The sequence below is a fragment of the Rhizobium sp. H4 genome, from assembly GCF_003013335.1.
Taxonomy (GTDB): domain Bacteria; phylum Pseudomonadota; class Alphaproteobacteria; order Rhizobiales; family Rhizobiaceae; genus Rhizobium; species Rhizobium sophoriradicis.
In genome coordinates this window covers 1-25,870 of record NZ_PSOW01000026.1, presented here as the reverse complement: position 1 = coordinate 25,870, position 25,870 = coordinate 1, and the positions used below count along the sequence as shown (strand labels likewise).

The 25,870-nt window shown below is 56.6% G+C and carries 18 protein-coding genes and 7 pseudogenes; 8 read left to right on the top strand and 17 right to left on the bottom strand.

Annotation, left to right across the window (positions count from 1 at the left end; translation table 11 throughout):
- Positions 1-8 precede the first annotated feature (8 nt).
- Both repB and repA read right to left on the bottom strand, forming a co-directional pair.
- Positions 9-1,034, bottom strand: coding sequence for a plasmid partitioning protein RepB (gene repB, locus C4N04_RS29130; protein WP_106797627.1), 1,026 nt, complete (start codon positions 1,032-1,034; stop codon positions 9-11).
- On the bottom strand, positions 1,031-2,245 hold the full coding sequence (gene repA / locus C4N04_RS29125) for a plasmid partitioning protein RepA (RefSeq protein ID WP_008534005.1): 1,215 nt from the start codon (positions 2,243-2,245) through the stop codon (positions 1,031-1,033). The genes repB and repA overlap by 4 nt, the downstream gene beginning before the upstream one ends.
- A 434-nt stretch (positions 2,246-2,679) precedes the next feature.
- Here repA and C4N04_RS29120 point away from each other — a divergent pair.
- A pseudogene (locus tag C4N04_RS29120) lies at positions 2,680-3,303 on the top strand (acyl-homoserine-lactone synthase).
- A 353-nt stretch (positions 3,304-3,656) separates the two neighbouring features.
- The gene (locus C4N04_RS32540) at positions 3,657-4,748 is read left to right on the top strand and encodes a medium chain dehydrogenase/reductase family protein (protein WP_309506636.1); all 1,092 of its coding nucleotides are present in this window, start codon (positions 3,657-3,659) and stop codon (positions 4,746-4,748) included.
- 6 nt (positions 4,749-4,754) lie between these two features.
- Here C4N04_RS32540 and prs read toward each other — a convergent pair whose 3' ends face one another.
- From prs to C4N04_RS29075, 7 genes are all read right to left on the bottom strand, one after another.
- On the bottom strand, positions 4,755-5,696 hold the full coding sequence (prs, locus tag C4N04_RS29110) for a ribose-phosphate diphosphokinase (RefSeq protein WP_011053499.1): 942 nt from the start codon (positions 5,694-5,696) through the stop codon (positions 4,755-4,757).
- A gap of 2 nt (positions 5,697-5,698) precedes the next feature.
- Positions 5,699-6,814, bottom strand: coding sequence for a nucleotidyltransferase family protein (locus C4N04_RS29105; protein WP_004672715.1), 1,116 nt, complete (start codon positions 6,812-6,814; stop codon positions 5,699-5,701).
- 29 nt (positions 6,815-6,843) lie between these two features.
- Positions 6,844-7,173, bottom strand: coding sequence for a hypothetical protein (locus C4N04_RS29100; protein ID WP_004672714.1), 330 nt, complete (start codon positions 7,171-7,173; stop codon positions 6,844-6,846).
- A gap of 5 nt (positions 7,174-7,178) precedes the next feature.
- The gene (locus C4N04_RS29095; RefSeq protein ID WP_004672713.1) at positions 7,179-7,673 is read right to left on the bottom strand and encodes a hypothetical protein; all 495 of its coding nucleotides are present in this window, start codon (positions 7,671-7,673) and stop codon (positions 7,179-7,181) included.
- 80 nt (positions 7,674-7,753) lie between these two features.
- Positions 7,754-9,022, bottom strand: coding sequence for a radical SAM protein (locus C4N04_RS29090; protein ID WP_004672712.1), 1,269 nt, complete (start codon positions 9,020-9,022; stop codon positions 7,754-7,756).
- A 31-nt stretch (positions 9,023-9,053) separates the two neighbouring features.
- Positions 9,054-9,608 (bottom strand): adenine phosphoribosyltransferase, encoded by a 555-nt coding sequence (locus tag C4N04_RS29085; protein WP_004672710.1) that lies wholly within the window; start codon positions 9,606-9,608, stop codon positions 9,054-9,056.
- Between the two features lie 286 nt (positions 9,609-9,894).
- Positions 9,895-10,350 carry a phasin gene (locus tag C4N04_RS29075; protein WP_018247122.1) on the bottom strand — a complete coding sequence of 152 codons (456 nt, stop codon included), beginning with the start codon at positions 10,348-10,350 and terminating at the stop codon, positions 9,895-9,897.
- Between the two features lie 900 nt (positions 10,351-11,250).
- Between C4N04_RS29075 and C4N04_RS29070 the strand changes: the two genes are divergently transcribed.
- The 4 genes and pseudogenes from C4N04_RS29070 (at position 11,251) to C4N04_RS29050 (ending at position 16,174) form a co-directional block, all read left to right on the top strand.
- Positions 11,251-12,024 (top strand): aquaporin, encoded by a 774-nt coding sequence (locus C4N04_RS29070; protein ID WP_004677031.1) that lies wholly within the window; start codon positions 11,251-11,253, stop codon positions 12,022-12,024.
- An 873-nt stretch (positions 12,025-12,897) separates the two neighbouring features.
- On the top strand, positions 12,898-14,010 hold the full coding sequence (gene nolL, locus C4N04_RS29065; protein WP_312883029.1) for a nodulation factor fucose acetyltransferase NolL: 1,113 nt from the start codon (positions 12,898-12,900) through the stop codon (positions 14,008-14,010).
- Positions 14,011-15,261: 1,251 nt separating this feature from the next.
- Positions 15,262-15,407, top strand: a pseudogene (gene nifH / locus C4N04_RS32620) (nitrogenase reductase); the annotation flags it as partial.
- A gap of 281 nt (positions 15,408-15,688) precedes the next feature.
- Positions 15,689-16,174 (top strand): NifX-associated nitrogen fixation protein, encoded by a 486-nt coding sequence (locus tag C4N04_RS29050; protein WP_004677039.1) that lies wholly within the window; start codon positions 15,689-15,691, stop codon positions 16,172-16,174.
- Between the two features lie 368 nt (positions 16,175-16,542).
- Here C4N04_RS29050 and C4N04_RS29045 read toward each other — a convergent pair.
- The 5 genes and pseudogenes from C4N04_RS29045 to C4N04_RS32330 all read right to left on the bottom strand — a co-directional run.
- Positions 16,543-17,025: pseudogene (locus tag C4N04_RS29045) on the bottom strand (IS3-like element ISRel21 family transposase); the annotation flags it as partial.
- Positions 17,026-17,133: 108 nt separating this feature from the next.
- Complete coding sequence (locus C4N04_RS29040) at positions 17,134-19,281, bottom strand: peptidase domain-containing ABC transporter (protein WP_106797626.1); 2,148 nt, start codon at positions 19,279-19,281, stop codon at positions 17,134-17,136.
- A gap of 27 nt (positions 19,282-19,308) precedes the next feature.
- Entirely contained in the window at positions 19,309-20,394 is a 1,086-nt protein-coding gene (locus C4N04_RS29035) for an HlyD family efflux transporter periplasmic adaptor subunit (protein WP_008533948.1), read from the bottom strand.
- Between the two features lie 114 nt (positions 20,395-20,508).
- On the bottom strand, positions 20,509-20,634 hold the full coding sequence (locus C4N04_RS32535) for a hypothetical protein (RefSeq protein WP_004676277.1): 126 nt from the start codon (positions 20,632-20,634) through the stop codon (positions 20,509-20,511).
- A gap of 462 nt (positions 20,635-21,096) precedes the next feature.
- Positions 21,097-21,359, bottom strand: a pseudogene (locus C4N04_RS32330) (Tn3 family transposase); the annotation flags it as partial.
- Positions 21,360-22,184: 825 nt separating this feature from the next.
- Between C4N04_RS32330 and C4N04_RS29025 the strand changes: the two are divergent.
- A pseudogene (locus C4N04_RS29025) lies at positions 22,185-22,633 on the top strand (IS3-like element ISRel21 family transposase); the annotation flags it as partial.
- 26 nt (positions 22,634-22,659) lie between these two features.
- On the opposite strand, the gene C4N04_RS29020 reads toward C4N04_RS29025, so the two are convergent.
- From C4N04_RS29020 to C4N04_RS29010, 3 genes and pseudogenes are all read right to left on the bottom strand, one after another.
- Positions 22,660-24,294, bottom strand: a complete 1,635-nt coding sequence (locus tag C4N04_RS29020) for an IS66 family transposase (protein WP_064826120.1) — start codon at positions 24,292-24,294, stop codon at positions 22,660-22,662.
- A 45-nt stretch (positions 24,295-24,339) separates the two neighbouring features.
- The gene (gene tnpB, locus C4N04_RS29015) at positions 24,340-24,687 is read right to left on the bottom strand and encodes an IS66 family insertion sequence element accessory protein TnpB (protein WP_008536947.1); all 348 of its coding nucleotides are present in this window, start codon (positions 24,685-24,687) and stop codon (positions 24,340-24,342) included.
- Positions 24,684-25,046 (bottom strand): annotated as a pseudogene (locus C4N04_RS29010) (transposase); the annotation flags it as partial. The pseudogene C4N04_RS29010 and the gene tnpB, both read right to left, overlap by 4 nt.
- Positions 25,047-25,172: 126 nt before the next feature.
- Between C4N04_RS29010 and C4N04_RS29005 the strand changes: the two are divergent.
- Positions 25,173-25,832, top strand: a pseudogene (locus tag C4N04_RS29005) (IS3-like element ISRel21 family transposase); the annotation flags it as partial.
- Positions 25,833-25,870 lie beyond the last annotated feature (38 nt).

Sequence of the window (25,870 nt, the reverse complement as noted above, 5' to 3'; positions counted from 1 at the left end):
TTTGCGGGTTACACTCCCTGTTTCCGTTGATGCTTTGCGCGATGCGCCTGGTAAAGCGCCGGCAAATGCTCGAGTACGAAAGCCGCGAAATCCGGCGTGGCTTTCCTGTCAATGGTAATTTCGAGCTTGCTCTTGCTCTGCGTGACCTGCGCAAGCCTGTCGCCATCGGGGGTCGACAGGACGTCTGGCAACCCGCGCGCAGTCCGACGCGGTTTCAGATGGTCGATCACTGCCTTGAACCGTTCCGACGACGGCAGCGCCTGCACCTCCTCCGAGGCAGCATATTTCGCAGCGCCTGCCGGAGGCGATGCTTTCTCAACCAGCTCTGCCAATTGCTGCCAACTTGGGCGTCCAACGCCTGGAGCGGCGCCGATGGCATCGATCAATTCAGAGGGGAGGGCGTCAACAAGCAGGAGCATCTTCGACAAGTTGCTTTTATCGATTGACATAGCCGCGATGACGATTTCTCGTGGAAACTGCTTGTTTAGCTTGTGTGCGAAACGTGCCTTTTCGATGAAGGTGAGGTCTTCGCGCTCATTGTTTTCCTGACCCTGTGCGACAACCAACTGCTCGTCCGTCAAGTCTCGAACAACCGCCTTGACCGGCAGTCCTAGCTCCGAAACGGCGCGCAGCCGGCGGTGTCCAAAGGCAACTTGGTAGTGCGCGGGTTTAACGGGATGAGGTCTCACAAGGATTGGGACCTGCTGTCCTTGCTCGCGGATGGATGCAAGAAGTCCTTCGATATCACCTTGCATGCGATCCTGAACGAAGGACGGCTCGATTGACGACGCGTTCAGTTCAACCACGGCCTGACCTTCGGCGAGACGCCGCTCGATCTCCTCGGCACGACCAAGACGATCATTTTGCTCGCGCAACGCGTTACCGATGTTTGCAGTCAGCTTCGTCGCTGGATCTCGTTCTTTTCTGGTCACGCCGAGAAGCGGCATGGAGCGAGTCTTTGCCGCTCTGTGTTCAGCAGCTGATGAGCTGTCGGGCGCGTCCGTGGTGACGTCAAGGAGGTGCTTCCGACTCATGTGGTTCTACCCCATGCTTTTTTGATTAGAGTTTCGATCTCGTCGTTGACGGCGTTCATCGCCTCTAAGGCCCGATCATAGGTCGAGCGCGTGAACTGTCCGCGCTCAACCTCAAAGAGGGTTTGATTCGTCAGGCCAGCGTCCGAAACGGCGGTCGTCTTGAGCATCGGAAAATTGAGGACATTTTCGCCAAAGATCGAACGCAGATAGCCCACCATCTGGTTCTGCGGGCCATCGCTCGGTTCAAAACGAGTGACGAGGTAGCGCATCCAATTGAACTTGAACTGGGCGCCTGCGTTCTCGATTTCCCGAAGGAGATTCGAGGTCATCGCCAGAAACTGGTTCATCGACATTACATCCAACATCTGGGGATGGACGGTGACGAGGATCGAGGTTGCGGCGGTCAGAGCTGAAAGCGTGAGATAGCCAAGTTGGGGAGGGCAATCGATAACGACGACATCGTAGTTGTCCGCGATGTCTTCGATGACCTGACTGATCCGACCGTAAAAAAGCGTGTCACCTTCCTTCCGGTTCATAAGCGCGCGCGGGGTATCGTGCTCAAACTCCATCAGTTCAAGATTGCCAGGAATTAGATGAAGATCCGGGATGTACGTTCCTCGGACAACCTGCTCGATTGGGACCTGCTCGTCATCATACCGGATGGCGCCATAGAGTGTTTCGTTCGGACCAACGTCAGTTTCTGGCTGACTGCCGAAGAGTGCGGAAAGGCTTGCTTGGGGATCAAGATCAATCGCGAGAATCCGGTAGCCACGCATTGCCAGGTACTGTGCCAGATGCGCGGCTGTCGTCGTCTTGCCCGAGCCGCCTTTGAAATTCATCACCGAGACGACTTGAAGCTGCTCCCCCGTGCGACGATGGGGCAGGTAGCGCCGGTTCCCGCGGCCAATCAGGTCCAGGTGCTTACGGATTGAATGAATATCTTCGATCGTGAACGTGCGTCGACCGCCAGGGCTCATACTAACGTGCAGTTCAGGCATTTCCGAAGCAGTTTGTCTAAGATAAGACTCACCGATGCCAAGCAATTTTGAGGCTTCTGACGGTGCAAAGGATCGAATGCCCTTTTCGGACGTCGGCGGGAAGACCTTGAGATGATGTGCTTGAAGTTGGCTGGAGAGAGCGTCAGCATGACGCTCCATCAATGCGGTCAACCCTTCGACGACCGGCGCTGTTTTTGCTGCGGTTTTCGCCATCTCAAAATCCATTTCCTGCAAGTGGCGGAACTTTTCGCGAAACCGCTAAAGTTCCGCCACTAGCTATTAGAGCCGATTCTGCATTTTGAGCAAGGGGTTTTAGGTTAACGAAAGGCTAACGTGGATAAACCCGGAACGTAGAGTAAATGGATTTTTCCGTTTATATCCTGCAGCTTAGCAAGACCGCGGTACCGATTGGTCATGGTGTGTTTTATTGTGAATCCTACAAATGTGCCCCGGCGATTTAGACGAAAAGCAGAAGACCTCGGCAAAGTCGGTGATCCCCTTGCCGCGACTCACTCGCACAAAACCGTAAGCATTCGACAACGGACGCCCGATTCCAATTCGTGCAGAGTTCCCGGCGCCTAACGGCGGCGGAGAAATTCATGCAGGTATTCGCGATCTCGACACCAAAAATTTACTACGAAGCGTAGCTGCTTCAGGACGATCATAGGCTACGTGCGAGGATCTTTTCCACTCGCACTTGGGATGTAGAAGTAGTCGACGAGTGCGAGGCAGATGGGGTTGACGCTCTCGCCCCGACTGCCATCCTGGATGTCACCGCGGCTGGACCACTTGCAGGATGTGCACGCGATTTGTCTGCGATGGGACCGACCATGCTGGTAGACGTATTTCCGTCTCTGCTCCCGAAGGGTCGCCTGAACGCCAATCCCCTGATGGTCTAGAGTTCTCGCTTTTGCGTCGACACCTCGAAGAGTGGAGGGGAGGGGAGGGGAGATGGTTCCGTTCACGAGGCAACGCTGACCTTGTTCGCCGGCATCGTAGAATGGTGCCTGGGAGGTGGTCTCAGCGAAGTCGTTGCGGTAACGGATATCAGGTTCGAGCGAACTCTTGCTAGCGTCGAATGGCCTCTCCCGCGCTTGGGGCAGCCAGAGAAGATCGTTGCCACCACCGCCATCGCAGGCACGCGTCCAGCAAACGCTGAGACCTTTCTGATGTTGCGGCCGCCCAACTACCGATCTAGTTGCCGTCATCCTTCTCGGTGCGACTCGGATTGTTGGTCTGTTCGGTTCGAACCGGTGCGCCACGAAGGATGAAGCTTTGGACGATGTGGCGATAGGCTCTTAGGAGGGTTCGCGCGGGCAGATGAGGGAAGGCGACATGGCATCTTCGCAGAGATGAGGATGCATCGAAGAACGGGCTGGTAAACCGCGGCTCGTGTTTGAGGCTGGTGGCATTGACGCGGCCCAAGCGCTCCACTCTACCTTCAATAGTTTCGTCGCTCCTTGCGCAAGGGAACACTTCTGCCGCTTGAAACGTCCTTTGCCGTTTGCGCCGACGATATCTCCGAGAAGCTTGTCAAGACCCAGGACATAAGCAAGCCCGCCAGCAAGGCACGTGATTTCATCAGCTTTCTGACTGCCGCCTGTGGTTGTTGGCTAGATTCTGGATGCAAGTAAGTGTACATATTAGGATAGTCGGTGTGTCGGGGAGCGAGAGGTCTCGTATGGAGGTTCGTGGACTCGTAATTACTTGCCCCCGCAAGGTTGAAGAATGGACATTGTCGGTTCCACTCGCCGTATCGTCCGAAGTCGGTGTGCGGATAGAGTTGTGTGGACTCTGCACACCGGAGCAACGCGTTTATCGGGGCGCCAAGCCGACTTACCCCTATTGGGGCGGGCACGAGTTGTCAGGCACGATCGTGTCTCTGCCGGACGATGTACCGGATGGCCTGCGCGTAGGAGACCGCGTTGCGGTGCTTTTAATGCGCAGATGCGGCCAATGTCGTGCCTGCCGCCTCGGACTGGACAACCACTGTGCATATTTAAATCCTAAAGCGAGAGGAGGGGTGCCGCAGGGGCCGGGGGGATTGGCCAATTTTGTGGGCGTACCCGCCTATCAGGTTTTTTCCGTGCCTTCCTTTTTGGCTCCCGAGCGTGCCGCGTTAGTTGAACCTGTCGCCTGCGTGGCACGCGGCATAAATAGGGCGCGTGCAAAGGCTGGAGACACTGTGGCCGTCATCGGCGGAGGCACGATGGGCCTTCTCCATTCGATACTTCTGACAACCAAAGGATGCGACGTTTACCTTTTCGATGACGACGTGGCAACGCATGGGCCTGTGATGTCGACCGGCGCCCATGCAACGGGGTCAGTTCATTCTCTGTCTGATCCGAAACTCGTCGAGAAATTAACGGATGGCTGGGGCTTCGACTGCATCTTTTGCACGCGCTTCGGTGTCAGAGGCATTCAGGGGGCCATAGCTGCGGCGTCACGCGGTGCCAGGATTGTACTCTACCAATCGATTCCGACGTCCGATTTGTTATCGGTAGGCGCTAACTTTCTGCATTACCGGGAAATTGAACTGATCGGCACCATAGCCCAAAGCGCGGACGACGTGAGAAATGCCATCCGAACCATCGTTGAACACGCCGCACGCTTCGACGTGCTGCAGGTCAATCTTTGGCCCTCGTCAAACGCCCAAGAGGCATTCGAGCAGGCGCTCGATCCACGTGTTAATCGCGTGATGCTAGATTTCAGGTAATGCTTCTCAGCGTGCCTGCAGCGCGCCTGCAATTTCGTTGCCGATCGAGACTACTTCGACACTGTCGGGGAAATTGTCGGTACGTCCGACGCTGTCGGTCACAACGATGCGGTCGATCTGAGACCGTCCCCAGTTTTCGTTCAGCGACGGCGTGAATATGGCATGGGCTGCGGCAAGGGTTATCTTGCGAGCGCCTGCCGCTTTGAGATGTGCGGCGGCTGAAAAAGCCGTCTGACCACTGTTGATTTCGTCGTCAATCAGGATGATCGTCCGGCCAGCAACGTCCCCCAGAATCTCGACGCTCTCCCGAAAGTCATCATCGTCTCTGCGGTGCTTGCGCATGACAGCGAATGGGCAGCCGAGCAGGGCCGCCAAGTGCTCAGCTCGCTTCGCTCCGCCGAAATCCGGTGAAACGACCATGTCGCCATCGACGGCCGCAGAACCGAGATGGCGAACTAGGGCGGGAGCGAACTGAAGATTGACGACAGGACAGGCAAATGCGGCGCACAGCTGAGGAACATGGAGTTCGAAAGTTATCAGCCGATCTATACCGAGAGTTTCGATAATCCCCGCAAGGATTCGCACCGGTACAGGTCCGCCGTCGAAGGCAGGGCGATCCGAACGCGAATATGGGAGGTAGGGAAGAACAGCGGTAATCGTGCGGGGACCCCGCGCCCGCACGGCACCAAGCGCTAGGAACAACTCGAAAAGACGATCATGAACGCTGTCAGGAAATGTTTGCACGACCACCACATTTCCGCCAAGCCCGCCGTCGCGCGGAGTGACAGCCATCTGGCCATTGCTGAACACCTGCGTGTTTAGGATCGTTATTCCTGACCGCGTGAGGGCCCGATGGACTGTTGACGCAAACTTTGCAGAGGTTTCGGTTGCTGCGATACGAAGGTCGTTCGCCGCAGGATCTGTACGATATGGTGACTCGGGCGCCATATTTACGCCAGCTCAAGATCGTTAACAGTGGGAATAGACAGCAGTTTGGGCAACACGTCGCCCCAATCATGTTGAAGTGGTACCTCGGTTTGATCGGGTCGAATGAGCTCTAGGAACTCGGACGGTATGTCTATCCCACAGATGCGCTTCATCTGCGTCAGGACGAAATATAACGCCGGCCTCATCTCGTATTTGTAACCTATCGCAGCGACCTCCGCCCAGCTAATATTCGCCATTTCTTTGTGTAGAACCGCATGAAGATCGCCGAACATCAATAGTCGAAGCGAATTATAAAGGAAGGCCTCGTGATAAAGCCTGGCCGAAAGGAACCAGACGGCGCCAGTCGCGGATTGGACCTGCAATATGCGGCCTAGACCGTTTGCAAGACGCACGCCTGACCATATGTCTTCGACATCGATGCCGACGGAGAGATTTACATGCATATCAATGAAGATGGGCATGTGCAGCTTCTTCGCGGAATCGATGTATCCCTTTACGTGGCGGTAGCGCAGCTGGCGTGGCACCGCGGGACCAGGGAACGGAGATTCAACGGATTCTATCCTTACAAACACCGGCAAGGAATAACTTTCGCGGAAGGTTTCGTCATCGAGTTCCTTTCGTTCCGGATGCCAGTTGCCATTTGAAGGGTCGAAAATACCGTGCCGGTAGCCGAGATCGAACATGAGCCGCTGCACGCGCTGCGCGTCAGCGGGCTTGACCATGATGTCGAGATCGGTCATCGGCCGTAGGAGTGGATCGGGATAGTGGAGAAGCGCGAGATCTGGTCCCTTCACCAGGAACCAGGCGATGCCGGCCCGATCCAGCGCATCCATGATTTCTGGCAGATTGCGAAATTCGAGTGCGGACCTGACCTTTGACATGACAGTCCAGCACTGAACGTAATGCGCCGCCTCAGTAGGCAATAGTGTCAACAAATCGAGGCGGCGCAAGTGATTCTCAAGCAGCGGCACCGTCCGATTATGCTCGGCGCGCCATACCACATAGGGCCAGTTGACAGGCTCCTTGCAGAGACGGACCAAACGCTCTTCATCCTCGGGTCGTAGGTAGGCCCGGCAGGTGATCAGCAAAATAGAGTCTTCTGGTGACAACCGAAGCATCGCGGAGACTCCTGATACGGCTGCGTGATTTATTTCGAACTTTCCGGGCTGCCGAATTCGGCTAGTGTCTGCCTCAGGTCGGCGAACTGTTGTTCGAAGGAAGCGAAACTCTGGTCGACGTTTTGTCCAAGCAACTGTTCAAGGCTGAGCGTTTCTTCAGCGCGTTCCTCTTGTCCAGACATAAGCTTGTAAACCGAACTTACCGGCAGCAATCGCGACAAGAGTTCACCACCGCGGCCCGTCTGGGCGCTGTCCCGAATTTGCCGGATGCAACTTTCGGCAAGCAATCCGTCAATCACGATTACCAGCTTGCCATCCTCTTCGTCAACGGCGTAGCCAAACAGTCGGGAACTAGCCATTGCCGCTACCTCTGAACCTTCTTGAGGTCTTCCACTTCACTGCGTATCTGCAGCAATTGTGCCTGAGCCGAGAGAAGTTTGGCGAATGCGGCGGTAACCGCCTTTGCCGATTGTGTGTCGGAACCAGTCATCCTAACCGGTCCTCGCCCAATGCGGCGTCCTACAAGACCTGAATCGGCGGCGCGCGGCCAATTGGCTTTGCCAAATTTCTTCGAGGCGGTTATATCAACGTAGTAGTCTTGTAGTTCGCCGTTAGCAGCGAGTGAGCCGGATTTCGACCGTTGCGATCTGCGTGACACCTTTAGCGATTGCTCTAATTTTACAAGGCCAGCCGTCAATTGCTGAGCTTGGTCATCCAAACCCGCCTGCAGCCGGGCGAGTCCTTCCGCGAGACGAGAAATCACCTGGGCTTGCTGGGCGGCTGCTTTGTTGCCGGATCGTATCGCGTTGTTCGCAAGTGTGTGCGCCACACCCGCTGCACCTCGGAAAGCTCTGCTCATCCTCAATCCTCCACGTTATTTTTGTTGACCTGGTTAAATTACGTCGTCGACACAGCAATTATTACGTCGCGCCTCCTGCGTTAGTGAGTGTGTTGCGCAGCAGCCGCGATTTCCTCCGAGAAGTTATAGACAGGAGCTTCGGCGGCGGGCCGACGCTCTTTCGCTATAACTCCGCGGCGGTAGGTGGAATCTTTCGTCGGGTCCACCAGGGCGTACTCCGGAAAACCTCCGTTATTGTAAAGTTCCTGGCACAGCGGATAGGGCGCGTCCTTTTCACCATAGTGCGACCAGCTACTCATCTTGCAGACGCCGCGACAGACTGGATAAAACACGCAGTTGCCGCAGACGCCCTTAACCTCGCCACTCACCACCTCGCGTAGCTCATGGAAGAACGGGCTGTTGCGCCAGATTTCCATCAAGGGCATTTCGAAGGCATTGCCGGCGATCATTTCCGGATCATCGTAGGAGGCACTGCACATCGAAACTTGTCCGTTCGACAGTATGCCCAGTACGTTGTCGCCCCAACCGCAAGTATGCACGCCGTTCAGATACTTGAGAGGCATCAGAGCCGGCGGCAGAGTCATGTATGCAGCGCCACTCTCAAAATGGGGAGATTTCAAAAGATCGCCTATCAGTAGCTTGCATTCCTCCAAGCTTATCGCATTGTCCTCATGGCTGCGCGCGTTGCCCATCGGATGTATGTTGAGCAGCGTCCGATGCTTCTTGATGCCCCAGCCGAGCACCAAATCTATAATCGAAATCACCTTGTCATAGTTGTTGCGATAGGCAGTCGTCGTTACCACCGTAGAGATGTCAGTTTTTCCAAGCCGCTGCAGGACAATCGCAGTCTTGGCGAACGCACCCGATTTTGCTCTGAAAGCGTCGTGCGCCTCTGGGTCGAAATGGTCGAGGCTGATGAAGACCGTCAAATTGGGGAGCCTACTTAGCTGCTCGATCGTGAACTCGTCAAAGAGGGTTCCATTCGTCTCGAAAACCAGCTCCTTCAGCCCACAGGATGCGAGATATTCCATGACTGCCATGAATTCCTTGTGAACCATCGGTTCACCCCCGGAAACCTTAACCTTGCGCAGCCCATTGGGTAGTGCTTGCTCGATCAGTCCTTGGATCGCCTCCAGGTTGAAATCAATGCCCTTGGCCTTGGGCCCGACGCCTGCGATATAACAGTGGTGGCATCCCAAATTGCACTTGCGGGTTAGAAACAGATAGATCGTTTTAATTTCGTTTTCCGAGACGACTCGTTTCGAAAGTTCACTTGTGACGAGGGCCTGTAGCGTCTGACTGGCTACATGCACGTCCTGCGGTGTCGAAAGCCAATCAGGGGTATTCATGCGCTTGCCTCCTTACGTCTATGTTGCTGCGCTAGCACGTCATCGCACTGATCACTGGTGCGTCGTCCAATTGACGCCTGCCTTTCAAAACTTCGATTTCGAGTATGAATGCGTATCCGGCGATCTCTCCGCCTTGGGACTTGACAAAATTCCCAGTCGCCCGAGCAGTGCCACCCGTCGCTAGAAGGTCATCAGCAATCAGGCATCGCAGGCCGTCACCGATGAGGCCGGCAGTTACCTCCAGGGTTCCGGAGCAGTATTCACAGCTGTATTCAAATGAGAGGACGTCCCCCGGCAGTTTACCGGGTTTCCTTACCATGATGAAACCGCAACCGAGCCTATCAGCCAATGAGGCGCCCAAGATGAAACCACGCGCATCAACCGCCAAAATGGCATCGATTTCTGTTCCCGACACTTGGCTTGCGACGGTAGAAACGACTTCGCCCAATGCACCTCTACCAGCCAGCATAGGCGCTATATCCTTGAACAAGATCCCGCCTATCGGAAAGTTAGGAAATTCTCGTAATGCTTCTACACCGGATTGGTTAATCCGTGACGCCCCGCTATTTGGAACAGCTACAATCATTTTACTATCCCCCACATGTAACCATCTAAGAGCCTCGTAAGGTGCGATGGCCTCGCGCACTTTGTGGCCAGCCACCAGATGAGGCCCTGGCAAGCTTATCTGCGGCGGCCGCCGCCGCGCCTACCACGTTCCTCCGGGCCGGCACGGGTCCGCTCTCTGACCAGATCACGCCGGAATTCGCCAGCGCCGCGAACAGATGAAACATCAGTCGGCCGCATAATGTTGTCTCCTCGAAAGCGGCTCCGATCATGATTCGTCCAGCCCTGATCTTAGTGCCGAGTCAACTTTACGTCGCTTTGGGGTTCGTCAGGACCTTGTCAAAAGCATCCTTGACCGGCTTTGAGATTTCCTCCACCGCCCTGCTTGAGAGCTCCCGGACTTCCTTGGCGTGCTGCAAACTTGTCTCAACGCGCTTGCGGAAAAAGGTCGACTGCTGTTCGAGGATCTGCGACGGCGAATTCGCGCCCAGCAAAGCTTGCAAATGTGAGAAGCCGGCCTCGGCGTCGGCTTGCAGTGCAGCGATCGTCTTCCACCACAATTCGTTGCCGAATAGACTTGTCGTTTCGAGGATCGGAGGCAGCATTTTCTGTGTCGCTTCAGCGCCGGACGCAAATTTCAAAAGAGCCTCTGTCACCTGCTTGTTCCCCTTTTCAACGGATGCGCCGAACTGATCTGGCACCTTGAGCGGCGATGACCCCGGGTTTTCGATCGTTTCAAAGGATCTTTCGGAAATCTTGGTCATTGCATTTTCCTTCTCTTTGAGTTGGTTGCAAGCTGTGACATCGGGATTGACCCCTTCCGCCGGCGGACTATGCATGGCCGCTTTGGTAGAACGCGGATCCGATGACGAACGGTCAGGTGGCCTCCGTTCCGTTCGTTTCATGAACCGGCATCATGCAGACTGCTTTCTGCCGCTTGTAACCAGGGATCAGCAAACACCATGCCAACTGCTCCGACGCGCCAAGAAGATGATTTTCGTTTATCGATGGGCGGGTTGAGGGCAGGTTGATGTGTATTTGGCGGAGAGACCGGCGAACAAAACGTTCCAGTCACGACAAATCTGACAAAAGTGGCGAATGCCCGACATTTGCGAAAAATGTCGACGGTTGCGCTGGGGACAAGGGAATTCACGCGGACTTCAAATCGCGCCAAGGATCATGTGCCTGTTCGTGGCTAAGGGGCGTTACTCGACTTCTCGTGAACGTCCCTGGCGGTCTTATCAACCCTTGTCCTGGTTCCTGCTTTGCACCACCTTCCGCTTGGAGCCATGAAGAGGGTCGTTGTTTCGATAATTTGAGGATGGGCTGCTTGGCGATTTGTTCGTAGCCCAGCTCGGGTCCATACGTCTCGGTACGGTTCGCCTGCCTATCCTGTTCACGGCACTTTCGAACCTAAGACCGAACGTCATCAGAGCGATCGCTGTGATGCGCAACATATTTCATTTGGTACGACGTTTGCTGGTGATCGGTGACGCTGGTTGACCATAGGCTCTGATGCCGATCTCGTCGGACAAGGACGCAATTGAAGTCAACTACGGAGGTTTTCGGGACCTGACACGATGATTGGTTCGGTGCATGCGGAACGCTTGGCGGCACGAGGATGACACCGAAAAGTACGTGGGGTCAAATCAATGGAGTGAAAAATGAAAAAGTATGTTTGCGAATTCTTCGGGACCTTCACACTTGTCTTCCTCGGCTGCGGCACATTGCTTTATATGCGTCAAGAGGTGGGCCTGTTGGGTGTCGCTTTAGCCTTCGGGACGACCGTGGTTGCAATGGCCTACACGATTGGCCCAGTCTCGGGCGCGCATCTCAATCCGGCGGTCAGCCTGGGTTTCCTCGTGTCGCGCCGATTGAGAGTGTGGGACTTTCTCGCGTATGTCTCCGCCCAATGTGCAGGAGCTATCGCGGCGGCAGGCACGCTCTACCTTATCGCTATGAACAAGGTCGGCGGTTACGATATCACCCTAGAAGGTTTCGCCCAAACCGGCTGGGTAGTCTACGGATGGAGAGCTGCGTTCCTATTCGAGTTTATCGCCACGTTCCTGTTCGTAACTGTATTCCTCAAATGCACGGCTGGACGCGGCGCTGTTGCACGATTGGCGATTGGACTTGCCTTAGTTGCGATCCACCTTGGCGGTATCACCGTTTCGGGTTCTTCTGTGAATCCAGCACGATCGATCGGCCCAGCACTTTTCGCAGGAGGGGCGGCACTCTCTCAACTCTGGCTTTATATATGTGCGCCAATGCTCGGCGCTATTGCGGCCGGCCTTCTTCAGCTCAGGGGGATCGTCGCGTCAAGCGAGCCGCAAAGTCTGCGCCAATTTGAATCGCGCGAAATGACCAGCGACATATCCAGCCCGGTTTCATTCTTTCGCCACCGAAGGAGAGGTATCCCAAAAAGGGAAAGCCACTGATCGAGGAGGGGGTCTCGACCTTGACAGGGGAGCGCATCCCCAGACACTGGCCGTTGCATCCCGCATATCTTGACGCTTACTGCGATCTTCCTACGGATTGGGACCACGGTCGTCTCTGACGTATCGACAAACGTCGCATACGGATCGACAATGGCAGCCCAACGTCCAGCTATCATTGGCGGCGATCCAAAACGGCGGCGATCGCGGCCAAAGCCTCGTGTATCGCGATACTCACCGACCTTCCGCTCAAGGTTGTCAAGGGTCCGCGATACTCATCCATACCGCAGATGCGTGTCATTAGGAGCATGAATTTTACAATGGTGAGGCTGCCATATAGGACACGTTGGGCGGCGGATCTAATGGAGCAAATCTCCAGCGTCTGGGGGGTTGCGCTGGGGTGCCGATCCACACCCAAGCGCCGGTAGGTGATAGACGATACCCACAGCGGCTAGGAGCCATTGAATCGGCAATATGTTCTTTTGATACGGTGTCGCGCAAGTTTGGCATGGAGAATCATATGCAATCGCAACAATAGCCGAGTGCAGAGTCAAGCAGCGCTACTTGCATACGCGCAAATGTCCGTTAGAAGATTTCGACGACGTGGCAGCCCAAGCAGTTGCGCGGCAGCGAGTTTAGGCGGGGCGTACGTTGCGGCGAAAAACAGCCAATGGACACGCCGAAAACGGCTACTGGGCCTAAGTCGCCACGGTCGCCCTGTGAACTTGGAACCCAGGCAAATTGTATGACCGTTGGCCGTCGTTCAGCATGCCGAAGTCGGAGCGCTGATCGGAAGCTGGATTAGCCTGCATGATGAACGAGAGGTTGGAAAATGCCGCTTTCAAAGGCTCCCGTAGGCATCGTGAGATGTTGAGAATGCGAGCAAGAATTGTAGGTGGAAAGACAGTGCCTGAGGCGCCAGAGGCCGACGATCGCGATCTAGCTTTAGACTTCGCCAAAGGAATACTCATTGTCTTGGTGATTTTCGGTCACCTGATACAATATATCTTTTACGAGGGTGATGGCTTCTGGGATTCGGCATGCTTCAAATCGATCTACATGTTTCACATGCCTCTCTTTATGGCGATAAGCGGATATCTCTCTAGATCAGGGCTACTAGGCAAATCGTTCAGGCAAGCCATCGGTGATCGCGCGCTGCAGCTCCTGGTGCCGACGCTGTTCTGGTGCACCCTTTTGGAGGCAGTCAAATTGCTCATGTTTCCCCGGCCGCCGGACGCACCTGGCAACCTGTTGCAATTCATGCACGATTTCGTCGGCACATACTGGTTCATCTGGGCTGCGTTTGCTTCTTTTCTTTTGGTCAAACTTATTTCGATCTTCAACTCCGGGTCGGCACGCTCTTTGCTTGTCTCATCCATACTGGTCGCAGTTGCCCCCGTGACGTTTTCTATATTCCCTCTCATAAAGTACACCTATCCCTTTTTCTGCATGGGATTTTCATTTGCGCAGTCGAGAGATTGGTGGACGAGCATAATGCGGCATCATAAGCCACTCCTGATGATGTCCGCCTCTATCGCGGCTAGCTTGTGCTTCATGGCGTGGCGCGAGGACACCTATGTCTACAACAATCTCGCCTTAATCCAGGATCTGCAGTCGGCAAAAGATATCCTTCTGATGTTTTTTGGCTCGACAGTGGCCTCTGCAGTGATGATCGAGATTCTGCTTCAATCCTGGAAAATTGGACGCTCGAACCGGGTGGTTCGCTTTATCGCCGTGGAAGTGGGGCAGAGCACGCTCGTGTTGTACCTGGTGCAGGCTACGGTATTCCGTCTCATGGATTTGATACAATACGGAGAACAATGGGCTCCCACAATGAGGTCTGGCGCGGCGGGAATTCTCGGGACGATGATCATTGCCGTAGCACTAGCAGTTCGCTGGAGCGTGCGCGACATTCCCTATCTGTCCCAGCTCATGCTTGGAACGCCACCCCGCCTCGTTCGTTTGCCGAGCAATCCTGCGAATAACTAGCGGTGTTCAATTCTCAACCTAAACTTCGTCAGCAAGCAAGCATGCCAAGGCACGCGTTAAGGGGCCCATTTTTAAAGGATCCTTTTGCACGAAGATCGGCTGAGGTCCGACTGATGTGCCAATCACGTATCGAGAATCCGCAAACCCCTCGCGCCCAATGCTCCGCGACGACGCGGGCGCTTGACCCCCAGGGTATCGACTCCACCCTCTTTGAGGTTGCCAAAGATTCGGTTTGCTTCGCACTTGTTTGGGGTCCGCTTGCCGCCAGGTCCCGTTGTCCCTGCTAAAATCGCGAGCGTTCGCTAAGGTACCAGAAACGCTTTTCCGGCCTGTGCTAAGCAATGACCGGAAACAGCGAGTATCGCCTCAGCGGTCACACCGAGGCAGCACTGCTCCATGACGGCCGCTGCCACAGTCATCCTCTTGCCGGCGCCGACGGTACCGGCCAGCTAGGTCGTGCCGGCAGCATGATCCCCCGGGTGCCGTGTTCTGGTGCGGATAGAGAGTGAACGCGGCCGACGCACGCCGGCAACTTAAGATACACGCCGCCGAGGCGCCCAGGGGCTGGTTGTTGAAACGGTCCTAAAACCTTGCGGCCGGTCGATCCGGTGGGCATCGGACCAGGACCCGGCCCTGAAGGGCCATCTGATCTTCGTGAGCTTCCCCTTTGCCGGCTACGTCTAACAGCCGTTCACTGTGGAAATTCAGAGCGTTGTTGAGCTGTCGCCGGCGTCGCGGGGGCCTATGCCGCTTTCCATTTGCCCGCGGCATTCCCCCAAATGACGGCGCTAACTGTCGAGGAAGGGAGCTCCAGCCAGTGATGCATGCGGGTCTCGGAGTCCATCACTGGGAGGCGCTGTGATCGCCAAGCAAAGAAGATCGACCGGCTGCACCTCGGCAAGCGGCCGGACATTGCGCCCAATCCGCGAATTGAGAGCGGAGCGGCTTCGGCGGGTGTCATTTGTTGCTGACGTGGCCGGAGAATAGGCTTCCGCCGCTGCACCGGGATGCCATTTCTTCGATCCCCACCGCGTCTTGTCCGGTTCACGACAACGTTGTCCTCGATCAATTCTTCATGGGCTAGCTAAGAAGCTGGAAACAATACAGATGCCGTGTTCCGAACCTCAGCGGAGGAGACTGGCATGAGTCTTGAACTCCCAGAACTACGCGGCGGGCAATCGCCTGGTGGAACGTGTGGCGTCCGGTCGAAGTCGATTTGAACCTTGAAGGGAAAATACATGGCAGGTCTGCATCAGTTCGCACGGAAAAGGGGGGATCGGCAAGTACACGGCCTCTCAAGATACTCTCACTGTCCTTGTCGACCTCGAAAAGCTGATTCCACCCCCCGCCTGATCCTCAATTCGAAAGCCCGAGACACGGTTTTACACCTGGCGGCGAATAGGTTGGTTGAGGGTGGAGTTCGCGGCGAAACCTACCGCCACTGGACTATCGCGACGGGAATCTCGCTTGTGAAGCGCTTTTCGTCAAGCCCGCCAGCGTTGCCCGCCGCTTGCCGTTGTTGTTGCGGCCGCCCCGTTTCGAGGGGCCATGTCATTCGTCCGGGCCAAGTTGCGTCGCCACAGGTCCCATCTGCCGCACCATTTTAAGGGATGGTGTTACCGGAAGCGGGTGTGGCCCTTAGTCAAACCGCATCCAACACTCAGGAGGATTTTAACTGATGTCAAACGTCACCCCTGTCCCCAACAATGCTCGATTAGATGAGAAAGATGCTCTCGCCACGCCTTTCATTAAGTGCCTCTTGCGTCTGATGCGTGCTCAAGACACCTTTGAATTGTGGCAAGAGAAATCGGACACCGATTTGCTCTGTGATTTCATCGTGACGAGGCAGCAGCGTAGGGCGATTCCTCTCATCGGGGGACCTGACCTAGAGGTGCAGTGGCGGCTTGAGATCTTCTATGCCGCCGTAGCACTTGCTATAGAGGAGCAGTCCGGACTGATGGCGTCACCGGTGTTGACTGTGAACCATGAGGGATTCGGTCGGATATTACTCACGGCGGGGCGGCTCGTAGTACTCTCGAAGACGCTCCGCGACGTACATCGATTTGGCTTCGACAACCTCCAAAAGCTCGCCGAGGCGGGAACTGGCCTGGTCGATAATGGCTTAACAACAATTAAGACCTATTCAGATGTAGCGCGCGTTTAAGTGCGGTTGAAACGGCTCATATAGGGCGGAATTCTTCGCTAATCTGCCCAGCAATCAAGCAATCCGGGGGTGTGCCCTAGCGTTCTTGGCGCGGGGGGGGGGGGCGACATGGAGGAACCTGCATGACAGTGCGTTCACTACTCACTACGGCTCCTCTTTGGCTCCGGCGTATCTCACAAGCACTGATCAAGCGACGTGTATTGGCTGCGCCCCTTGTTTTCTGGTCTGCCAGTGTTCGGCAGGAAGGTAGGTGGTTGGCCTTCAAATGACCTGTCACTGAATTTTCATCCGGCGGCGATTAGAGCCTCGGCGGTCTTGAAACGCTCCCAAACGTTGGACCACCGGATGCTAGAGTTTTCCGGCTTCATTCAGGGAGGCGGGCTGGTTGCGCCTCCCGAATTCACCAACGAGATCGGCACCTTGTTGCCGATCGCACCATGAGGTCTTTCCTCATTGTAGTATCTACGCCAATCCTCCATCTTTTCGCGGGCATCCGCAAGGGTCAGGAACCAATGCTGGTTCAGGCATTCTGCACGGAAGCGGCCATTGAACGCTTCGATGAAAGCATTATCAGTCGGCTTGCCGGGGCGTGAGAAGTCCAACGTCACACCCTTGGAATAGGCCCGCAGGTCCAAGTCGCGCGACACGAACTCGGTCCCTTGGTCGACACGGATCGTTTTCGGATAGCCGGCTTTTTGGCACACCCGTTCAAGGGTTTGCACAACGTCTTCGCCTCTATAGCTATGACGTGGATCAAGCACCGGCACGTAGCGCGAGAAGGTGTCGACCACCGTCAGCACGCGCAGTTTCTTACCCGTTGCGAGTTGGTCGTGAACGAAGTCCATCGCCCACGTTCCGATCACCGCCGCTTCAAGTTCACAGCCGACAATGTTGCCATGCTGCTTAACCGTGACGTTCACAACCGTTTTCAATCCTCGAGCCGACAGGGCCTACACGGATCACGACCTTGGCGCCCGCCATAATCGAGCGTAAGGGCCATCAGTTCTCACTAGGTCAGCGTGCTTTCCCTCCTCAATGACCCGCCCCTTGTCCAGGACCACAATATTGTCCGCCCCACGAACGGTGCTCAACCGATGAGTGATGACTATGATGGTCTTCCCAGCGCGAGACAGATCCTCAACAACCCGCAGCACAAATTCTTCGGCTGCCGAGTCCAGAGAGGAGGTCGCTTCGTCAAGGATTAGAACGTCGGGATCCCGGTACAGGGCCCGAGCCAATGCGAGGCGCTGCTTCTCACCTCTGGAGAGGCGAACCCCGTTCTCGCCCAGATGGGCCTGGAACCGCCCGGGCCAGCGCTCGATGCACTCCCGCAGTCCTATTCGATCACAGATGCGTACGATCTTATCGAACTCCGGTTCGAACTCGCCCAGGGCGATGTTCTCGATCACGGAACCGGAGAAGACGTCTATCGATTGCGGTACTGCAGCCATGACCTTGTGCAGTGATGCGCTCGAGAAATCCTGGAGGGCATATTGGCCGATCCGAATGCATCCATCCTCAAGCTGGTAGACATTCTGCAGCAGAGCCGCAAGGGTGCTTTTGCCCGAGCCGCTCTCACCCACGACGGCCGTCAACTCTCCTTGGCGAAAGGAGACGCTTAGATCGCTGAAAACCTCCGCCTGCGCGCCATAGCGGAATGTGACGTTCTCCAGGCGAATATCTCCGAGATCGGTCTTCGTAGCATCGATGCCGCTGCTGCTTGCCGACTCCAGTTCAAAGATCTCGAAAAGTCTATCCGCCGCGATAAACGCGTCTTGAACGATCCGGTTGGTCTGGATCAGGCGGGCGACCGGCCGGGTGATATAGCCAAGCAACGTATAGCAGGACAGCAATTCGCCGGGCGTGACGGCCTGTTCGAGCGCAAGCGTGGTTCCAAACCACATCAGCACGATGGTGAACAGGACCGACAGCAACGTCGAGGCGTTGTCGCCGCAGATTGAGATCAGCCCGGAGCTGTAGACGGAATGCAGCATCTTTACGAAGCGGGTCTCCATTTTGAAGTTTGCGAAGCTCTCGACGCCGGAAGTCTTAATGGTGGAGACAGCTCCGAGTGATTCTACCAGTTGCGCCTCGAGTTTGGCGTCATTTTCCATGATGACTCGTTGGAGATTTCGATTCATCCGATTGATGGCCCAATATACCAGGATGTACATTGGAATGGCGAGCGCCACGATCAAAGCAATATTCCAGGAATAGATGAACATCATTCCGAACGAGAACAGTATCATTAAAATGTCAACAAACATGTTTATCGAAACGTCGTTCAGGAAGCTCCTGATTTTCACAGCGTCGTTCATGCGCGACACGATTTCTCCCATGCGCATGCTATCGAAGAACTTCTGGGGCAGGGCCAGGATGTGATTGTAATAGCCGAGGATCAAGCATACGTCGATCTTCTGCCCCGTCTGCAGGACGAGTCGGCCTCTTAGGAGGTTGATCAGGATCTGTATCGCTAGGATCAGCAGCATTGCGATGCTCATCAAGTTGAGCAGGTTGCGGTTTCCCGCTGGGATCACGTGATCAACGATCTTCTGAACGTAGATCGCCGTCGAGAGACTGAGGACGGTCGTCACAAGAGCGCCGACGAGAGCCTGCGCCATCACCGTGCGGTGTGGCGCGAGTAGGCGGGCGAATCGGGCGAGGGGCGACGTGGTCTCGTCTCGACGATTGAATGTGTCTGCCGGAACCAGCAAAACCAGAACGCCGGTCCATTGCTCCATGAATTCCTGATGCGGCACTTTGCAGATTTCGCCCAAGGCCGGGTCCATGACGATGACCCACTTGGCGTCGATCGCATGGACCACTACGAAATGGTGCAGGTCCTCCTTGACGACGTGCGCGATAGCGGGCTTGGGGATCTTGTACAGGCTGTCGAAGCCACCTTTGACGCCTTTCGCGATGAAGCCCAGCTTCTGCGCCGCTTCCGTGAGCCCCAGCACACTCGTACCGGAGCGGTCGGTCGACGCATACTGGCGGATGCGCGCCAATGGCAACTTGTAGCCATAGAAGGCTGCGACAGATGCGAGGCTGGCGGCGCCGCAATCCGTGATGTCACGCTGTTTGAACTTAATGGCCTTACTCGACATGGAGGCTCGCTGGCTGTTGGGACAATATTAGCGCCCCGCCAGCATCGGGTTGAGCCAATCGTCTGCCTCGTCGTAGAGCAGTTGCAGGAGAGTGCGATTGGCCAACAGAAAGCGAGCCCGCACGGTCATGCCTTTCTTCAGGTGGCCGATGGCCCCGCTTTTCAGCGCGAGTTCGCTGCGAGAGAGCGCGCACTGGACCTTGAAGACCGGGTTCCCGTCATGCAGAGTGAAGTCCTGCGCCACCTCGACCACCCTTGCTTTGATGACACCCCATTGGTTGTAGTTAAAGGCATCCACTTGGAGCCGCACCGGCTGACCAGGCTGCACAAAGCCAATGTCGTTGGGGGAGACGTAGATTTCCGCCACCAGATCGTCGTTCGGCGAGATCCAACCAACGGTTTGCCCGCTCTGCACGTAGCTTCCGTGCGCGAGGCCGGAGAACTGCTCGAGAGCACCCGATACTGGGGCGCGGATGCGGTGCAGGTCCCGTTCGTGCTCGAGCTGATGCAAGGTGGCCGTGAGTTCCTTTAAGCGCAGGTTAGCATCAAGGAGCTTCTGGTTCCAATCAGCGGTTTTGCGTCGCACGAGGATCTCGCCTTGGACCTCGATATTTTGGAGAGCGAAAGCCTTCTCGTCAACGGTCTTCGCGGGCGCCGCAGCAGCCGAGACAAGTCGCTTTGCGCGGTCGAGTTCCGCCGCGGCGTTACTGCGCGCATTTTGGTTCTCGCGCAGCAAGTTGAGAAAATGCACCCTTTCAGCCGTCGCGGATTCGGTTTGGAGGGGGGGCGAGACGCTGAGCCTTGCGCCGGAAGAAATCAGCGTTTGGAAGTCATGGGCAAGATCGCTCTTGGCATGAATGTCGGCTAAAACCCCGCTGAGCTTTTCCTCGATTACATGATCGTCAAAGGCGATTATTTCCTTCCCCTTAGCAACGACATCGTTCTCAAAGGCAAGGACACGGGAGATGCGTCCGGAGACGGGCGCTATCAGGGGCGTCTTCTCCACGATCGGGCGAATAGTACCGACACTCTGCATGGAGACCGGTATGGTAACGAGTGGCAGTGAGCCAAATGCCGCGGCGACGAAGAGCAAGATCGCCCTATAAATGCTCAAGGATCGTCCTGATCGTCGCGCCAGTATGCTTTCTGCGGTGCAGCTGGCCGTTTCAGCAGAAAGGGGAACTGCTAGTCTGTAGTCACTAGGAGCCATCGAGAGCCAGCTCGCTTATCAACCAAACAAGTGTCCGTAACGTCGCAAAAACAAGTAAACCCAAAAATACCAACCTCCGGAGGTTTCAGCTGCTTCTTGAGGGGTTAATTCGGTTACACGATAGGCTGCCATGTTGTTCATCATTGGTGTCTCCGTTCAGAGCTGGATTGAGAAGATGCCAAGGTCCCCGTTGGGAGCTCCTAGCGGCGCGCAACAAAAAGGTTCAAGATTCGTGCCAATGCAGAAGGAGCGAAAAGCATCAGAAAACTGTTCTGTATGTTATTCAATGGCTGCCCTAGAGCGCCGAGACGTGCCAAACCGCACATCACGCTGTCGCAAGCACGACAAACCGAGTAGGGTTCTGAATGAACGTCCTGAACAGGATCGACAGCTCCAAAGTTCGGTGGCGACGGTACAGTTGAGACTCGGCGCTCAGTAAGCGCGCCCCCATCCGCGTAGCCCCCATCGAGTTTGCCGTCGATTTTTGTTGCTGCTGATTCACTCTGAAACCTGGTGAATTGTTGGTGGCCCTCCGCACGATAGTGGGCGCGGATGCGCCGCTTGGTGCCGCGGGCCGTCGCCTTGCGCTGTGGCGGCAAATAATAGGCCGTCGCTCGAAGCCGGAGTGCCCATGGATCGGTAACCCCGCCTGCGCCTCGACCACCCTGGCTAGCGCCCGGTCGTAGGCTTCGCTCTCGACATGCCACTGTCGAACACGGATTAACACCCACAAGGTGTGGGTGTCTGTGGCATCGGCCATCATGCGCAGGCCAAAGCTAGTCTCTTCTGCGAGGATGACGTTCATCGCAGGGCGCTCCTGTACGCAGATGACTGAATGCTTCGCAGAAGCCAGTCGCAGCATCCACGTCTGGACGTCGCCTTCGCAATCGAGCCGCCCGGAATCGTAACAGCCCGAGCTGGCGCGGCCAAGCTCGCGTAACCGGATGTCGAGGTGAGCTTGAGATTTGCCAGCTATCCTCCTGTCGCAACGGCCCCGCGAGACGATCGCTGTCGGCCACAGCCTGGGCCGGAACAAGTGCAGGTCTGAGATCGCCATAGCGTCGGGACCCGCCCAAGCATTGCCCAATAGGTCTCGTGTTTCTTTTCGCATCCGGTGGATCTTTTACTTGACACATCCGGCCATAGCATCTGCCAATAGGGACAAGGCCACGCCCTGGTAAACGTGAAATACGGCAGGATGCTAGGCCTTCAGGCCTACAGCCAGGTCTCGGATCGATACGGGTCGATCCGTCTGTCGTCCTCGTCGATCAGACGCTTGAGCCATTCCAGCGCCGCGATGGCGGACCCGATGTGCTGCATTGTTCCGGAATTCGAGCAGGCTCAGCAGCCTCGGCAACATGCGTGGATAATGAAATGCCGTAGGAGGAACGTGGCACCGCCTGGGCTCGCTGCTTAGGAACCGCCAGTCTTGTATTTGCGGACCAGAGCCGAAAGTATCGCCTGTTCGGCAATTTCGGCACCGCTCCGTCGAGGGCCTTGATCGCGGACCCGGCGATGCGAGCCAAAAGGCGCTCCTCGCTGGCCCCTTTTCAATTTCTTGGCGATCGAGGCGACGACCCTACGTTCCCATTCGCCACCATCTTGTGCACTTTGATCTGAACCCTTCAAACTGGACCAGTTTTGGTTAGAGTTTTCCGGTGCATTTTCCTGGCTGGGAAAGGGACCAGAAGACGATGAAAGCGTCGCAGTTTTCGGACGCTCAGAAGGCGTTCATTCTGAAGCAAGGTGATGAAGGCGTGTCGGTTGCTGAAATCTGCAGGAAGGCGGGGATCAGCCAGGCGACTTATTTCAACTGGAAGAAAAAATACGCGGGCATGCTGCCACCGGAGATGAAGAGGCTGAAACAGCTCGAGGACGAGAATTCGCGCCTGAAGAAGATCGTCGCGGATCTGACGCTGGACCGCGAGATGTTGCAGGATGTCATCCGCCGAAAGCTCTAAGGCCTGCTCGGAAGCGGGAGATGGTGAAAGGCATGTGCTGCGATTGGGCGATCTCGATCCGACGTGCTTGTGGAGCGTTGAACTTCGATCGATCAACTCACCACTATACCTCTCGCCGTGCTGATCAGGCCGGTCTGGAACGTCGTATTCGCGAGATCTGCGAGATCCGTGTGCGGTACGGCTGTAAGCATCCGGTGAAGGACGCAGGTCAGGCCGCTTGAGCATCCAGCGCCGTCGGCGTCCAGTTCCACGGAAGCAATTGTTCCAGTTTGCTCGTCGGCGTGTCAGCGATGTTGGCGAGGACATCAGCAAGCCAGGCTTGCGGATCGATGTCGTTGAGCTTTGCGCTCATGATCAGCGTCGCCATGAAGGCTGCGCGATCAGCACCACGATCCGATCCGGCGAAGAGCCATGACTTCCTTCCGAGAGCAAAGCCTCGCAGCGCCCGCTCGGCTGCATTGTTCGTCAGGCAAATTCTCCCATCTTCCAGGAATGACGTGAAGCCGTCCCAACGCTTCAGCATGTAATCGATAGCCTCGGCGACAGGAGAACTGCGCGACAGCTTTGCCCGCTCGGTCCGCATCCAGTCCTCGAGTTCTTTGACGAGTGAGAGGCTGTCGATGCGACGGCGCTGCAGGCGTTCGTCGGCGGCAAGCCCGTTGATCTCCCGCTCGATGTCGAACAGGGCATCGATCCGTTTGACAGCCTCCAGCGCCAGCGGCGAGATCGGCATGGCACGGCTGCCGCGTTTGGCATTCGTGGCAATGTCAGCGAGCACAAAGAACTTGCGGCGTGAGTGCGCCCAGCACAGTGCCTGCGTCAGCGGATCGGGATCGCGGTCAACCTTGAACAGGGGATTGTAGCCGCCATAAGCATCCGCTTGCAGAATGCCGGTAAAGGTCTTCAGGTGGCGCTCGGGATGCTCCTGCCGCCGGTCCCGCGACGCATAGTAAAGAGCTGCCGGTGGTGACTGCCCGCTGAACGGTCGGTCATCCCGGACATATGTCCAGATGCGCCCCGTATCGGTTTTGCCTTTCGCCAGGATCGGCACGGTGGTGTCGTCGCCATGCAGCCGCTCGGCGGCCAGAACATGCGCCTCGATCAACGAATGAATGGGCTTCAGCGCCGCCGCGCAAGCACCGACCTGGTCGGCCAGTGTCGATAAGCTGAGGTCGATCCCCTCTCGGCCATAGCGCTCGCTCTGGCGGTTCAGCGGTTGATGCTGGGCGAACTTCTCAAACAGGATCATCGCCAGCAGGTTCGGCCCGGCAAAACCGCGCGGCGTCACATGGAAAAGTGCGGGCGGCTGAGTGATCTTCTCGCATTCGCGGCAGGAGAACTTCTCCCGCACAGTCTGGATGACTTTCCACTGGCGCGGGATCACCTCCAGCGTCTCGGTGATGTCCTCGCCGAGCTTCGACAGCCTGGCGGAACCGCAGCAGCGGCAACTCGTCGGGGCGGCGATGACGACGCGCTCGCGCGGCAGGTGTTCGGGAAACGGCTTCCGTGATGGACGCTTTCGCTCGAACGCCCGGACTGTAGAAGCCTTGGCAGCAATCTCCGCCGCCAGTTCGTCTTCACCAGCGTCGGCTTCGAGTTCCTCGAGTTGCAGCTCCATCTGCTCGAGAAGTCGCGCCTTGCGCTCGGACCGGCTGCCGTAAAGTTCACGGCGAACCTTCTCGATCTCCAGCTTCAACCGCGCGATCAGCGCTTCTGAATGTGACACGAGCGCCTTGGCACTGGCGGCTTCCGCCTCGGCTTTCATACGCCAGGCACGCTCTTGCGCCAGCAGTGCAAGCGCACTGGCAAGATCGTCAGGAAGCTGTTCGGCCGCATCGTTCATGGTAGGATGGAATCATATTCGACCCAGCCATTCCAGTGCTTTTGCTCATCCTGCCGACGTCGGTCGCCAGGTTTTTTGCGGCATCCGCCAGTCTATACCTTCCAGCAGATAACCGAGCTGCGCCGGTGTGATCACCACCGATCCATCTGCCGCCGACGGCCAGACGAAGCGTCCGCGTTCAAGCTTCTTCGTAAACAGGCAGGCTCCCTGGCCGTCATGCCAGATGACCTTGATCAGGCCACCACCGCGACCGCGGAACACGAACAGGTGTCCGCACATCGGATCGCGCTTCAGCGTCTCCTGCACCATCAGCGATAGGCCGGGGAAGCCTTTGCGCATGTCCGTATGGCCTGTCGCCAGCCAGACCTTCACACCACTCGGAACCGGGATCATCTCCGTTCCAGCACGACATCGAGAATACGGCCCAGCGCCTCGGTATCGATGTCGCTGTCCACGCGAATACGACGGCCCCGACCCAGCTCAATCGTCACATCGCTACGCTTCCGGCGGGACTGCGATGGGGCAGGCGGCCCCGAGGGAATGGGCGTGGCTGGAGGCGCGGCCTCGGATAGGATCACCGGCACCAACGTGCTCGCCGTTTCCGTCTTCGGCTCCTCGATTTGGCAAAGCTCCTTGCGCCAACGGAAAAGCTGGCTGACATGGATACCGGCCGCACGGGCAATCTCGGAAAGCACCGCATCTGGCTCAAAGCAGGCCGCAACAAGCCGCTCTTTGTCTTCCCGAGACCAGCGCCGTCGGCGCTCGACAGACGTGTCACTTCAATCGGATGCTTCGTCATAGGACTACTCCTAGTGTTTGCACTAGGACTTCCGATGTTCGTCTCAACCTCGCAAGACGGCCCTCACCGGGCGCTTACGTACGGCTATCGCCGCGTGCATGTGCTGTTGGAACGCGAGGGTTGGGGCACCAACATCAAGCGAACCTACCGCATTTACAGGGACTTGGGGCTACAGTTGCGGAACAAGACACCGAAGCGGGGGGTAAAAGCCAAGCTTCGCGAGGATCGGCACATGGCCGTCGGACCCAACGACGTCTGGGCGATGGACTTCGTTCACGACCAACTCGCAACGGGTAAGAAACTGCGCGTGCTGACGGTGGTCGACACCTTCTCGCGCTACGTGCCGGTGCTTGATCCACGTCATAGCTATAGAGGCGAAGACGTTGTGCAAACCCTTGAACGGGTGTGCCAAAAAGCCGGCTATCCGAAAACGATCCGTGTCGACCAAGGGACCGAGTTCGTGTCGCGCGACTTGGACCTGTGGGCCTATTCCAAGGGTGTGACGTTGGACTTCTCACGCCCCGGCAAGCCGACTGATAATGCTTTCATCGAAGCGTTCAATGGCCGCTTCCGTGCAGAATGCCTGAACCAGCATTGGTTCCTGACCCTTGCGGATGCCCGCGAAAAGATGGAGGATTGGCGTAGATACTACAATGAGGAAAGACCTCATGGTGCGATCGGCAACAAGGTGCCGATCTCGTTGGTGAATTCGGGAGGCGCAACCAGCCCGCCTCCCTGAATGAAGCCGGAAAACTCTAGCATCCGGTGGTCCAACGT